8 protein-coding genes are annotated in these 14,150 nt (G+C 53.2%); all 8 read right to left on the bottom strand.

What is annotated here, in order from left to right; genetic code table 11:
• Positions 1-99: 99 nt before the first annotated feature.
• Entirely contained in the window at positions 100-714 is a 615-nt protein-coding gene (locus FIV08_RS05975) for a condensin complex protein MksE (protein ID WP_152437691.1), read from the bottom strand.
• Complete coding sequence (locus tag FIV08_RS05970; RefSeq protein ID WP_152437690.1) at positions 711-2,129, bottom strand: hypothetical protein; 1,419 nt, start codon at positions 2,127-2,129, stop codon at positions 711-713. The genes FIV08_RS05975 and FIV08_RS05970 overlap by 4 nt, the downstream gene beginning before the upstream one ends.
• Complete coding sequence (locus FIV08_RS05965; protein ID WP_152437689.1) at positions 2,126-5,122, bottom strand: hypothetical protein; 2,997 nt, start codon at positions 5,120-5,122, stop codon at positions 2,126-2,128. The genes FIV08_RS05970 and FIV08_RS05965 overlap by 4 nt, the downstream gene beginning before the upstream one ends.
• Positions 5,106-5,969, bottom strand: a complete 864-nt coding sequence (locus tag FIV08_RS05960; RefSeq protein WP_152437688.1) for a hypothetical protein — start codon at positions 5,967-5,969, stop codon at positions 5,106-5,108. The genes FIV08_RS05965 and FIV08_RS05960 overlap by 17 nt, the downstream gene beginning before the upstream one ends.
• A 92-nt stretch (positions 5,970-6,061) precedes the next feature.
• Positions 6,062-7,945, bottom strand: a complete 1,884-nt coding sequence (locus FIV08_RS05955; protein WP_152437687.1) for a UvrD-helicase domain-containing protein — start codon at positions 7,943-7,945, stop codon at positions 6,062-6,064.
• A complete protein-coding gene (locus FIV08_RS05950; protein ID WP_152437686.1) occupies positions 7,942-10,116 on the bottom strand; it encodes an ATP-dependent nuclease in 2,175 nt (724 codons plus the stop codon). The genes FIV08_RS05955 and FIV08_RS05950 overlap by 4 nt, the downstream gene beginning before the upstream one ends.
• Positions 10,117-10,179: 63 nt before the next feature.
• Positions 10,180-13,521, bottom strand: coding sequence for a DEAD/DEAH box helicase family protein (locus FIV08_RS05945; RefSeq protein ID WP_216646176.1), 3,342 nt, complete (start codon positions 13,519-13,521; stop codon positions 10,180-10,182).
• A complete protein-coding gene (locus tag FIV08_RS05940; protein ID WP_216646175.1) occupies positions 13,518-14,150 on the bottom strand; it encodes a hypothetical protein in 633 nt (210 codons plus the stop codon). The genes FIV08_RS05945 and FIV08_RS05940 overlap by 4 nt, the downstream gene beginning before the upstream one ends.

Raw genomic sequence — 14,150 nt, 5'->3', positions numbered from 1 at the left:
TATAACCTCCGCCCTAATCCGCAATCCAAACCTTAAATGCTCGGATTAATTACGCTACTGAATCATCCTCGATTCATCCGGAGAGCATCCCTCTGATGCCTATTCGCCGGACTGATATTCGATGAAAAGGTCGTCGAAGAACGCCTTCCCGGATTCGGCAAGCACCAGGTTCCCTTTCACGTTGAAGTAGGCGATATCTCGGTCCACCAGAGCCACCTTTGCCGCCTCGGGGAGCGGTTGATCCATCTTGCATGCCTTAAGAATCTGGTTAAAGATCGGATCGTTACCGATGTTTTCGAGGATTTCTCGAGAGATGCCGGCATCAGGTAGCGTTAGTGCTTCGAACATGAAGCCCTTCTCAAGCACGCCGCGACCCAGCACCAATAGTACCCCCTGAATTTGGCGGATGGCGCCAGTGCTTTCATGATCCCTGGTGTCATCATCATTCTGCGCTTCAGATAGAGATCGAACGTAGAAGAACCCGGGGCGCTGAACCAATTCCATTCCCATGTTGGCGTAGGCCTCGACGTAATATCGGTCCCGCTCCTTGAAGAGCTCATCGAACAGAGGGTTGGGGGCTAACTGACCATTCACATATTGGGTTTGGTTGATGACTTGGCCCGCAGTCAACTTGCGAAAAGCTTCCTGACTCAAGCGACGATTCACGACCGGCCGTCCAGGATTTGTTTCTTGAGTATGGGGGATGTCGCTCATGCGGTGATCTCCTGGGTCGGGGCTTCCCGGGGAATGAGGGGGTGATATGACAGCGCTAACTCACCGTGGGCAATTTCGAGGTGTTGGAAGCGGGCATGAAACTTGAAGTCCGGGAGAGCCATTACCCAGTCCAGGGCTTCGAGAAGGTCATTGAGGGTGTAGTTCTCAAGGTGACCGCCTAAGTATTCGTGAACAGAGGCGTGGAGGTCTTGGCAATCATCCGGGATCGTCCACGTTTCGAGTAGCGCCTGGATCTCGTGTTGGCGCAACTGTTCTTGCAGCTCGGCCTCTGAGCGACCCGCTCGCGCCGGGTCTACCGTAACAGAGCCGGCTTTATCGAGCTGGTTGCGCAGCTCCTTGATGCGCCGATCTGTGAATTCCTCAATATCTGCCCTGTGGTCGATGTCATGCCAGTCCAGGCGGGCAAAGCGCATGCGTTTGATTCCCAAGAAAGTACCTGGAGACTGGATGGCAGCGTGACGAACGGGAATGTAGAGATTTCGGAAGCTATCGTCGTGACGCTCCTCCGTGGCGAGCCGGATGGTATTGAAGGCTCGCTCGATGGCGTCGTATTGCTGTCGCTGCTGCCGATCCTGACGAACATAGCGCTCAAGTGAAAGGCGCAGAGAATCGATATCCTTGACATAGCTCTGTATGGCATTGGCTGAGAGCTGCATCTCCTCATTAAGCGCCGGATGGCCACTTTCTCCGGCTAGTCTAGCGATTCGGCGTATAGCAGTGATCGCCGGCACGCCTTTCTTGAAACGTGTCTTGGGGTCTAGGAATTCGAGTGCTGGCAGAATATATCGCTGGTAGATATGGTTTATATTCTCTAGGGCCTTGCGGGTTTCCGCCGCACCTTCGAGGCTGCCTACGTCCTGTTGTTCCACCTGATCCGCCAGGTGATCCCCTTGAGCTTCGAGTGCCGCGATGCTTTCCTGCATCTTGCCGAGAGTGTCCTGTATCCGACGCCTGAGCAGGCGCAGCTCATCTGTGAAATCGTCGTTTTTCAGGTCGATTGGCCTCTCTTGGAAGGCCGATAGGCTCTGGTTGAGGCCGTCACGTAGATCCTCAAGCTCTGCCTGGCTCAACCCTCGCATGCGCCCGATATCAAAGTGGCGCAGCATGTCGACGACGAAGGGGGCCAGCACCAATGTGCCGCGAGCAGGATCTTTCCTGATGATCAGCCGCTCACGCAACAGGTTCTCTTCCGAAAGGGTGTAGCGGAGGCGTTCGCATTCGCGGTTATTGCCCTGGGTTGCTTCTGTCTGGATAGCCTGGCGAACAATCAAACGGTAGAGCCTGGAGGGGATCTCTACATCCCCGTCGTGTTCTTCTATGTACGCCACCAGTTGGGTGAAGAGTTGACGGTGCTCGATGATCTGCTTGAGCACGAACGGCGACTTGATATTCACAGGTCAGCTTCCTCTTTCGAAAGGGGCGGTCCTTCAATCTGGGTGTCTGCCGCCTGTCTAGTGAGGGTCCCCTTGCGGGCGAGTGACTCGTAGAGGCCGTGGTGCACGACAGTGCGGTTCTCTGCATAGGCCTGGGTGGCATGGAACAGGCCGAGGTGGACGTAGTTGCCGAGCACCTGAGTAATCTTCGAGTCTCGGTTGGGATTGGCCACGAACAGGCAGTAGCCGTGCTGCTCGGCTATCTGGCGAGCGGTGCGCATGTTTTGGGTGGCCAGAGAGCCAAATTCGTCCATGACCAGTGGCATGGTCACCTGGGCGTCACCGTCCATCAGGCGCGACATCAGCACCGAGAGCAGGTTAGTAGTGATCATCATGGTCGTGCCATTAGACTGGGCATTCGTCGTCCAGCCTTCCTCGCCGCGTTTTCGGTACTTGTAATGCACGCCAGCCAGGATCTTGTCGAGGCTGAGCAGGATGCCTGTACGCCGGGCGTCCGCGTTGAAAAAATCGGCCTGGAAGGCCTTCAGTTGTTCGTAGACCTTGTTGTCCTGCAGTTCGTCGCTTAGGAGATCGGCCTTCTCAAGGTCGGCCAGGAGCTGCTCAAAGCGTGGGTGAAGCTTGTAGTCCACCCGCACCTCCTCCAGATCAGAAATCGAGAACTGTCCCATTTCAGCGTTGATCCCGCTGATGAAGGCGGCCACCAGTTGTTTGGCGCTGCGCAGGATCTCGACCTGGGAGTGTGTGGTCTTATTGTGGCGATCGACCTGATGGCGGTAGTTCGCCTCTTGGGTGTCGAGGTTGTCGAACACCGCCTTGAGCTGCTCGTGGAACTCGGCCACCTGATCACTGGTGAAAGAGCTGAGGTGGGCCTGGCTGTCTGTGTTGGGCAGGATGCTCATGGTGAGCAGCTTACGGAGCTGATCGTGAACCTTGTTGCGCTGGGCGCTCAGCTCATCGACACTCCTCTCAAGGGCCTCGATATTGGCCTCGCTGACCTCGCAAGGGGTCGGTTCGATCACCTTGTGGCGCCCTTCGAAGACATTGTTGGCATCCTTGCCGATGCGGTCGAGGCGCTGCCGGATCGATCGCGTCTGCTGTGCCTGACCGTGAATATTTTTATGGTCCTGCGCCGCTTTCTGGCGTTTTTCATCCGCCTCCTTCCACTGGACATCAGCTATGCCGTACTGGCGCTTTAGCTCTTCAAGTGTTTCCTCTTTTTCCCGCAGTTCGCCTTCTTTGCTATCCAACTTCTGTAGATTAGCATCGAGGGCGTTCAGCGCGTTCTTGTCCTTCTGAGCATTGCTGAGTTCCTTCTCTGCCCGGTTGCGGCGCCGAGCTATTTCCTCGGGGCCCATGGTCGCCTCTTCCAAGAGTTTGTCGCGCTGTTTCTTATCCTGGGCAATTGTTGCATTCAATTCGTCCAAACGGCCCTGCAGGTCTTCGCGGGTTTTTTCGGCGTTATATTCCTGGTAGCGAATATCACTTAGAGCGATGCCCTCCTGAGGGTCGCCTAACACCAAGTGGCCATCTTCTGACAGAAACTGTTGACTGAACTGAGTGAATGCTTGTTTCTGCTCTTGGGTGAGCACTCCATGGGTGGTGCCCAGTGAGCGGTTCAGGGAGTTTAAGATACTGGCATCACTCACGGTGAGGTCGTCCAGCAGGGTTGGGGTGCGATTGGTGAGCTGCTCATCCAGTTGTTTGGCGATGCGCATATTTTTGTCCAGTCGCTCACAGGTCCGGGTGTAATCCTGTTGGGCTACAGCCTTGTCGTCGTAGCCCTTGATGGTTTGCGACTGCTGGTCAATATGCTCATCGAGGCTTTTGATGATTTCCTGGCGAGGCGTGCCGTCAGGGAACTCGTTCAGAGTGGCATATGCCGCATTGATGTCCTTGCGTAGGTCCTCTACCAGCCTCCGGTTGGCCCCGACCTCGGCATCGGTCTTGGTGACCGCCTTATCGCAGTCGCGCTTGATTCTATCAAGGGCTTCTGCTCGGTTTTCGACCTCCGTGAGGGCGCGGGAGGCTGTCTCCAGCGCCTCCTTCAGACGCTCCTCCTCAATTTCAACACTTTCATTAAGATCCGCATACGCCTTGGCCGTTTGGCTGCGCAGTTGCGTCTCAACCTGGAACCTTTCGTCGAATTTGTTCCAGCTGTCGGAGGCGTTGCGGATGCGAGTGATGCGGTCGCCTTCCTCACGAAGCTGGTATGCCTCTTCTACGATAGCATTGAGGTCGAGCTGCAACTCTTCTTCTTTCCGGCTCTTCTGGCCCTCGATGATGGTAGCCAGGGTATCCGGCAAGGTGCGCTCGTCCGACGCGGAGATATCGAATGCGAGGTGCACGAGCTTGCGCCATGCATCCATTTCTCGCTTGCCGGCGCCATTACGCAGGGGGAGCAGGCTGTAACGTCCGGCCTTCTTGTCATAGGGCTGGTTGGTGAACAGGCGCTCCAGAATTGTTTTCGGGTCACCCAGCGGCTCACCGCCCATCTCACGCAGTACCGTTTTCACCCCTTGCAGGGTCATGCTCTCGACCGGAGCGCCGATTCCGCCGTCCCCGCCAGCATCGACATCCCAGAATAGCGCTTCGAGCCTTGCATAAGGGCAAGGCACCACCAGGCGGGCGTACTCCATCTTATCGGTGGCACCGCCACGATGCAGGACAATACAAAAGTCACCGTGGGGGTTCTCAGCCTCAAGTATGATGAAGGCGCGGTCTTCCGGGAAGTAGTAGCGAAAGCTCGCCATCCCGTCGTAGAGATTGCCGTTGGTACCCCGAAAGTTGAACTTGCTGCCGCAGTTTCGGAAATTGACCTCCGGCAGGAGAAACAGCTTAAGGGCGTTGAGCATGGAGGTCTTGCCCAGGTTGTTCTCGCCAAAAAGCGCTGTGTGCTGATCGATGCGAATCTGGGTGTATGCATAGGCCGCACTGTTAACGAAGACCAGTTGCTTGAAGCGGAAAGTATCAAAGGTATCAAAGCCCAGATTCATCGGGGGCCTCCTTAGCTGACAGGGGGAGAAGGTAGGTTTCCTGTTCGAGGTGCTTACCCATAGTGCGGATCAGGCCAGCTACATGAGCGCAGGGCGGTGAACGGCGTATGTGAGTGGCCAACTGCTGGCGCTGTTTCATGGTGATCTCTCGCCTGGAAGCACTCAGGCGCTCCCGAAGGTCTGCTGGTGCAAGAAAATAAAGGGGAGGAAGGTCTCCGCGCTGATAAAGCGTGTCACACATGCGAATACCACCAGGGTCCGGGTCGAATAGGCAGCCGATCTCCTGGTACTGCTGAAAAAAAGGGGTGAGGAGAATGTTCGTGATGCTATTACCACTTCCGTAGAGGATATCAGCGTCCTGCCAGGCCGGACTTAGCCCACAGGCCGGAAAAAGTGACAACGTGCCGTCAAGGCTCAGGAAGTTTTCAAGATTCTCCACGATGACCAGTCGGGCAGCAGGAGCGCTCCCCAATGGCGCGCTGATATCGCCTTGATCGCTCACCATAACAACCTGAGGGTGTGGCTGGCGAGCGCTACGGACAGTGACCATCGCGCCGCTGACGCGAGCGCCGTGGCTGTTGCCCAGGCTGGACTGGTCAATCCGGGGAACCTCGTGGCGTTCCTCTGCTATGTCTTGCCACTTTGCCAGAAGGTCTTTATTTACCCCCAGATATCTGACCATGTCACGACGGACATGTAACCGAGTGGCGTTGGCGATCAGCTGGTCGATGTCCAGCGCAAACTGGTCTGCAGCCTGATACAGTTTGGGCTCAGACAGGGCTTCTTCTCGAGATAGTTTATCGAGGTAGCCCAATAGCTGGCTCCGCGAAATGCGTCGTGCCACCATTTATACTCCTGCGACGTTTGAGGGTATGTCAGCCCCTAATTCATGGTTGGTCCTGATCGGGCACTGGAGCGGCAGCGCAAAATGACCCTCGATTAATCGAAGACTTTGACGCATTCGGGTTCAAAGAATTCTCTTTCGATCAACGCATCCCGCATCCGCACTGGGTCTTCAGTGAACACCACTACGGCAAGGTCGGATAATGCCCGAGAGCAACAAACATAGAACAAGCGTCGTGTTCGATCGATGACTGAGTCTTTACCCGCAGCAGTGTTAGCACGATCGGTATCTGATGGCTCCGAAACACCGAAATACTTGCCGTAGGAGAACGTATTTGTTCGACTCTCTTCATCATCTACTACGACGATAACTTTTTCGAACTCGGCTCCCTTGATCCCCTGCTGAGTGGCAAAGGGAGAGAGCTTCTCGATGTACTTTCTGTATCCCCACAGCTCCGAAGCATCGCACTGCATAAAACGCAATGTGGCGTTCTCAGTTGCCGGTTCGGCAACTGGATCAGTAGTGACTGCGTAGAAATCGATCAAACTGACGTAACGCTCATCGAAAACCATCAGATCGTTTTCCTTTATAAAACGCATAACATCACCGATGCGCCAACCGTTATCGGCTTGCAACATGGCAACCAACTCGTCGACCCGTACTTGCAGATCATTCAGTAGCCCGACTGCGGTTCCATAGGCCAAAGCATCAGGCTGCAAAAGGGGACAGTATTTGCGAAGCAGGCACATAAGTTCGAACTCTCTCCCTTCGCGCCGCGCAAGGACCAATGGTAAAACGTAGGAAATGAAGGGACGCACGACCCAGGCTGTTCCATCAACCAAACCGGCACTTAAGTCCTCTGGCGATTTGTCATTGAGCGCGCTGTAAAGGGCGGGAAATCCCAGCCGCGCCGCTGCCATTCGGTGCACCAGCACCAACATCCGTAATGAATCCTCGTCGGTTTCTTCCAGCCAGCCTTCGTCACCGTCCTGTTCAGCCAGCCAACGACGGACATTTTCCAGCCGCTCCTGTCTCCGGTCATCTGCAGGTAGAATCAACAATCTAGCCGACCCTTCGACAGCAACCTGTTCGCCGTTTATAGCAATGTGCCGTCCCCGTGTTTGCTGAAGCCCGTCGTCTTCCGCCCTAATTCGATTAATGACGCGAAGTACAGCCTGCGGGCACCTGAAATTTTCGGGCTTTTCAAGAAGTTCCCACCCATCTTCTGGTGGTATCGGACCAGCACCCTGCATATATATTTTCTGTACCGGATCACCGAAAAAACCAAGGCAAAAGCCAAAGGGGAAGGCGCGCGCCACGTGGCGCAAAGCCTCTACAAAGGCCGGTTCCGTATCTTGGCTTTCGTCAACGAAGATGATCGGAAAGCGCTGTGTCAAAACGGTCTGCATCAGCGGGTATCCTGCGATAAATTCCGGCCCCATCTTCAGGATATCACTATGGCCGAGGACACCATTCGCGTAGTCACTGCCAGTTCCGTACCGGAAATTCTTTACCGAATCGATTTCGGTAAGTTGACGACGATAGCGTTCTATGGCTTCAGCAGAACGGACTTTCGTTGCTTCTCTGGTTCGTGGTTTATCGATCTTCTCCTGTTCGTCAGAAATTTTCTTCTGCAGTCGGCCCCGAACCCAGTTCCGGAGGTCATTTTGGAAGGGCTTGATAATGGCCCATAGAAAACTATGGATAGTAGAGACATGAAACAACTCGTCAGTCCCTACGTCACCTCGAATTTCTTCGACGGCTACCTCTGTGTAGGTGATGCAAGCGATCTTCTGCCCGTTTAGGCGCAGAGTCGGTCCCCGAGTACGCTCCACCTGCGCAAGAGCTTTGACTAACGATGTGGTTTTACCTGAACCCGCACCAGCGACCATCACGAAATGCCGGCTCCCGTCACTGACAAGCCGCTGATGAAGTAACGTGTCAGTTTCCGTATTGGGTTTACCGATACGACTTGTCATGCCCCCTCACCTTCTTGCTCGTCGTCATCAATCGCTACGCCAAGAACTGTTTCAAGCCATTGCAGCCCTTCAGCGATGTAGCGAGGGACATTCCAAGCGCACGGGTCCTTTGCAAGCAGTGCAAGCGCAAAATCCGTCTTTTTATAGCCCGAGCTGTGAACTTTCTCATGGAGCCGCGTTGCGAGATGTTCAAGATTCTGCGGTGCGCGCACCCGTAGCCTCAGGTCAGCATTGGCGGCTTGCTGCGTCCATTCAAGATTGTCAAAGGCGAAAGCTACTTCGAGTGTACGGCCAGCCCGCTGCAACTGCTCATCGTTAAGTGTCAGATCGACCGAGCAAGGATAGGTGACACGAATTGCCCCTAATCCGTATGGGTCAGCAGGGATGGTCTTCCCCGCCGCATCCATATCCAGGAGCTCATCGATCCTATTTCTGCCAGGCAGCCACTGGGCAAGCATCTGGTTCGAAGTCACGGCATCCGGCTTTTCCGGAATACAGGTACTACCCGCGCCATCTTCATCCTCATCGGTGTCGGCATCATCTTCACCGTCGGCTTGCCCGTTGACGCTGTCTAGATCGGTAACGATCAGTGTAGTAATTCCGAGGAACTCAATGAGTGTGCGGAACAGATGAGCGTAAGCACCGCCGATTTCAAGTACGCTAAGGTAGCAAGATCTCAGGCCAGGCGCTGCCTTGTCGATCATTAGCGGCATGACCAATCGTTCGACATTACCCTCGACAAGCACTGCCGCGTCAGCGAAGAAAAGATCGCAATGTGTGAGCTTCAAATAACGTTCTAAGAAATCTCGGCTCGGATTGGCCGTGGTTCGGTAAAATTCTGACAAGTTGAGGACTTTAGATGCCTGCTCGACCCCAGAGCCTTCGCGTCGGAAGTAGCGGATGGGCTGAAAGCCACGCTCGTACAGAATATGTGGTGAGTGCGTTGACAGTGCTAATTGGGTATGAAAGCCATCAGGAGTTTCATCTTCGGCCGACAGAATCTCCAGAACCTTGCTGACGAAAACTTGCTGCAATTGGGCATGCATATGAGCCTCTGGCTCTTCAACAAAAACCAGGTGCAGAGGCGGTCTTCTCTCTTCTGTCCCAAGCCACTGGGCATTTAGATCGAGCAGTTCGACGACCATGTAGATGAGATTTTTGAAACCAAGACCATTGTACTTATCGGGTAGAGTTAGGCCCTCGTTATTCAGGGCATAGTGAACATGGGCACCATCCTGACTGCTCATTACTGTCGCAGGATTTAGCGCCGACTTGATCATCAGGCGTGGATTGTTCAATCCCGGATATCCGAGCTGCGCCAGGCGACCAAGCGTATCTGAGAATACGTTTTCAAGATGCTGATTTAGCAACGTCTCGGAGTCTGCGAGCGCTCTAATCGCGTTATAGTCATCGCCATGACGTTCTAAATTTCTTTGATAGTAGCGACTGAGATGCCGAGAAAGCTCCTCTGACCTGCTGCCTCCCTCACTATCTGAAAGGTGGCGTTGTGCGTGCAGGAAATCGACCTTAACTAATGTATTAACAATATCCTTCCCTGTCCGTCCCTGATCTCGCAGCAGCTCTTGTGGTTCGTAACCTTCGTTTGGTTCCAAATCATCGTTAAACTGGTTTTCGTCAAGAACGAAGTATTTGAATTCGTATTCTTTCTGGATGCCCTCTTCCAGAAACTCACGCAACGACCTCGGCGGAGCAATATAAGGTTCTTCTTCTGCCTCGTTTAAGCCAGCGACCGCCTCTTGAGCGTGCGCATGCCTTTCACGAAAGCGCGCCAACGTTTCGTCCTCATTGCGTGGTCCAAACACAATTCGGACACCGACTTTCGATCCCTGCCAGTGGAGATTGGGTAGAAGATCAATTACGCGGTGAAGGTCAGCTTGCTCAACTTCAAACCAAAGATCGATGGAAAGAGTGGGAAGTGAAGCTCCATCCTGGCCCGCCTCAAAAGCGTCAATGTCACTCCAGCGGCTTGCACTGATGTCGTGAAAGCTGAACCGATCCCGGGCACCACCGATAAAGAAGTGCATTGCGTGCGCAACAGACGTCTTGCCGCTGTTGTTCGCCCCTACAAAAATCGAGATTTCACTATCCAGATCGATCTTAACATCCGCAAGGCGGCGATAATTCCTTAGCCTGACTGTGCTTAGGTGCATCCCTTTCCCCAATCATTAAGTCCATTAAACGAGATAGTTCGCGGAACCGCTCGACATCATTTTTTACTGAAGCCTAGCAAACAGCTTATTGAGATACGACTGGCCTCCGTCTTCCATAAACAACACGTGTCTATTCTCCAACTCACCTTTCTGCGTCGGATCTCCCACATTCAGCAAATCCGAAAACTTGGTCGGTGACAACACGAAAGCATTCAAGGTCAGAGGTGGTTCGCCAGGCTTGGCATGGGCTCCAAGAGTTTGCTCCAGTGTTTTGACCTCCTTGTAGAGCCCCAGCTTGGGGTGCGAGAGATCTAGATTTCGGAGCCCTTTAGGATCAACGAAAGACAGCCACTGCTGGCCCGTCGCCTCGTCTACCAACCACAATAGGAAGTCCGGATAGAAGTTGCCCGCAAGAGCGAAACCAAGCCCTTTCTTTTCGCTATCGGCATTTCGCAGCAGGTACAGGCTGCGTGCTCCAATCACTTCTTTGCCTTCCGGTGACCGATAGAATTTCTCCAGATCCTGAACAAATTGCCACTCACTAGGTGCATCAAAACCCAAGGGGCGAAGCTTCAGGGGCACCGCTTCCTTATCCTCAAGTGCCAGCAAGGGGTAGTACAAATGGCGATCAAAACTGATAGCCACCATGTGTGGCGCATTCCATTGGCTCGCTTCACCGATTTTTCCATCGGCCACCAGCTGTTTCAGAACCTCCAACTTTTTGAGGTAAGCCAATCCGTCATCGCTGTTGTCGATTTCGAATTGATAAAGCTTGAGCATCGACCCATGGTCTTCATCGATATGGGCAATGTCGTAGAACTGACCTTCGTAACCTTTCTTCAAAGCATTATAGAAACGGTCGGTGTAATCAATCAGCAGGCGAATCAAAATATCTTCCTGCTTATTAACATCGCCGAAGCTTCTTACCTTTAGTTCGGTCGCCGGAATAAACAGCGTGTACCAGTCCGCGGAGCCTGAACAGAAATCAATGAGTTTTTGGCGATCCAGTCGCAGGTTGCTCCAGCTGCGCTGAATTTTGTACTCCTGCAAGGCCAGATAAATTCGATCCCAATCAAATAGTGAAAACAGATCAGCACTTAGCTTACCCTTGTGGCGAGCCTCAGTAGGTGCAGTGGTACCCGGGCGACGCTCTGTGCTGAGAGCTTCCACACGGGGGTACAAATCCAAAACCACATGGGGGCTTTTGATCTTATTCTCAAACTCTGTTGGAACTTCGTAGAGCCAGGGATAATGCGTGCGCTTGAAACCAAGCTTCTGGTTATCCTTGTATCCGTCTTTGAGAGCTAGTGTCTTCAGCTTGCCGGCTGGCAGGTTTGCCCGTGTCGGGAAGTCCAGCTCCAGTATCTCGTCGCTCGGCGTAATTCCTTCTTCGCGCAGGTAATCTTTAAACGCTGCCATATAGCTGGCACGCACACCGAACACGTTGAGAGTTTCCAGCTTATCCAGATGCACGCCTTTAGGGCGCTCCTGAGGAGTGGTCCGCTTGAGAGAGAAGTTCTTGCCCTTGAGTCGTACACCGCGACCGAACAACTGGATGATCTGAGAACCTTCGCCCTGACCCATGTTCAGCAATCCCATGGTGGACACTCGCCAACTGCTCCAGCCTTCTGTGAACTTGCGTGAACCGATCAACACATTGAGCTGGCTATCTTTGTTGTTCAGTGTGCCAAACAGCGCGCCGCCAAAGTCATCACGATCAGGGTCGAACGAGTCGTCATTCTCAGCTTGAGTGAAGAACTTGCTATCTTCACCAATATTGATCAAACCAAATGGCTCTTCATCACCAACACGCAGCGCCAACTCGCCCTTGCTGCTCTTGATATTCACCAGCTTCAGTCGCTGTCGTGACCTGGCATTAAACACCCTTTGAAGGATATCGGAGTAAAGAGCGTCAATGTTATCGACAAAGCCCATAAGGGGCGTAAAGCGACCTTTAAAAATGTTGTTTCCTTTGGCGTCCAAAATCTGGGCCTTATCTGCCACCAAATCCGCAAGCCAAACCTTTATCCGTACATCATTGTTCAAGAAGTCAGCCAGAAACTTCACCACTTCAAGTATGTCCGACTCTTCGCCGGCCACCGTATTGCCAACAAACACCCAAAGTGGCTTTTCAATGTTGAAGTCGTTCAGCTGATCCCTGTGGTTGCTCCACAACCAAAGCTGCTGATAGAAGGCCAGCAGGCAAGCTGTGAAATATTTGGCTGCATTATCTTCCTGCTCGTAGGCCTCGCCGTTCATATTTAGAATCAGCGATTCCTTGCCGTAACCGTCCTCATAGAAAAACTTATAGGAATAATCGAACAGAATGCATTTGGCATAGCTTTCTCGGGTGGCTGTCACCCGGGCCATGCGTTTCTCGTCCTGGCTCAGTGCCAGTTGTGCGACCTGGCCATCGTCCAGCTTTTTTAGATTAGTCGTGCCAAATAGCATCTTTGCACGCTTTTTCTGGATCTCCAGCTCGGCCATTTCAACGGTATAGCCTTTGGCAACGGCCTGCCCAAAGGTAGCGGAGTACTCGAACGCAAAGCCCCCCTGCACCAGGGCGTTACGGCGGCGCATCCAAGCCGTGGCATCTTTACCTGTACCCCGGTGACCCTCATCCACCAAGACTAAGTTGTTGCCCTCGAAGGCTTCGACCGCGACGGTTTTGTCGCCCATGTCGTCACCCAACTTGTTGATGTCGATGACCTCGACCATGCCGGGATACTTCAGGGTTTGGTTTTTATTAAAGTGCTGCGCCGGGAAACCAGACAGTGTGAGCTCTTCCAGATGCTGCCGAGACAGCCCCTCATTCGGTGTAAGAAGAATAATCTTGTCCGGGTGCGCGTCTGCGTGACCTGCTTGAAAGTAATTCAGATATTGCTTGATGTTGACGTGCAGCAGCAGAGTTTTACCACTACCTGTCGCGTTCCAAAACGCCACCTTGTTCAGGTCATCCGCCGTGAAGTCACGAAAAGGTTCAGCGCCTTTTTCCTCCCGGTAGCGAGCCATTTGCTCGTTCACACCGTCGAGCAAGGCCTGTCTTTTGTTGAAGTACCAGTGCAGGTAGATTTCGCTGAACAGAAGCGATAAATACTGGAAGTACTTCAGCTGCAGCTCATGGCCTTCCAGTTTGTTTCGCTCGGCAGTAATTTGTTTCCAATAGCCGACGATGTTCAGGTCGTATCGGCGAAGATCCGCTTCGGCAATCAGATTAGGATTGAACAGGCCACGCATCAGCTCATGAAAAAATTTGCTCTGGCCATCATCGTCAATACCCTCATGCCGGCCATCACCCAGGCGTAGTTTCAAATCAGCCAACTTTTCCGTGTTGAAAAAGGTCAACATCCAACGGTTAAGGACGAGCTCTTGGTGGAAGCTGCGTTTCTGTTTATTCTTGCTCACACCGCATCTCCTGCCGAGAACATGCGGTCCAGAAACTCGGGCTCGATCTGGCGCAGTTTGAGCACGCGAGTGGCTCCGCCCTCTTCGGCGGTTTGAGTCAGCACAGTGGGAATGTTGTGATCGCCGTTGATATAGACCACATCAAATTCATTGTCGGCAGGGTTAATCGCTAGCTTATCGCACAAACGAGTAACACCTTCGTAATCCAGCACGTCGCAATCGCGCCACAGAACCAAACAGCTCTCGCCACTAGGCAGGGTGCCAGTGACGGTAACAAAACCTCTCTCTGGCTGGGCATCCATGTGTTTTACATGCAGGCCAATCAGGTAGTTGAAGGTTTCCACCAGGTCGACTTTGGTTTCCTCGGAGGCACCCGCTGAATCAACGGCGATGTTCATGCTGTAATCAAAAGGCTTTTTGAAATCCTCAACAGACAGCAGCGATCCCCGGCTTTCTACATCCAGCATATAGTGCAGCAAGTAGTCATCTATGGCTGGCTGATCGAGCAGGCTAAGGGTCTTATTTTGTTGAGGGTCACGGCGGAGCTGCAGGTTATTAAGTGTGTCCTCGTAGCCCTCTAGCTTGAGATCTTTTTCAGACTTGATGTCTTTGGCCAGCTCGGCGGCCAT

The sequence above is a fragment of the Marinobacter sp. THAF197a genome (assembly GCF_009363275.1).
In the GTDB taxonomy this organism is placed as follows: Bacteria; Pseudomonadota; Gammaproteobacteria; order Pseudomonadales; family Oleiphilaceae; genus Marinobacter.
The sequence above is the reverse complement of the archived record's forward strand: the minus strand, read 5'-3'. Positions and strand labels throughout refer to the sequence as shown.

What these genes read in the sequence shown, in the direction of transcription:
- FIV08_RS05975 (WP_152437691.1), bottom strand. Translation starts at nt 714, where the DNA reads ATGAGCGACATCCCCCATACTCAAGAAACAAATCCTGGACGGCCGGTC.
- FIV08_RS05965 (WP_152437689.1), bottom strand. Translation starts at nt 5,122, where the DNA reads ATGAATCTGGGCTTTGATACCTTTGATACTTTCCGCTTCAAGCAACTG.
- FIV08_RS05960 (WP_152437688.1), bottom strand. Translation starts at nt 5,969, where the DNA reads ATGGTGGCACGACGCATTTCGCGGAGCCAGCTATTGGGCTACCTCGAT.
- FIV08_RS05955 (WP_152437687.1), bottom strand. Translation starts at nt 7,945, where the DNA reads ATGACAAGTCGTATCGGTAAACCCAATACGGAAACTGACACGTTACTT.
- FIV08_RS05950 (WP_152437686.1), bottom strand. Translation starts at nt 10,116, where the DNA reads ATGCACCTAAGCACAGTCAGGCTAAGGAATTATCGCCGCCTTGCGGAT.
- FIV08_RS05940 (WP_216646175.1), bottom strand. Translation starts at nt 14,150, where the DNA reads ATGGCCGCCGAGCTGGCCAAAGACATCAAGTCTGAAAAAGATCTCAAG.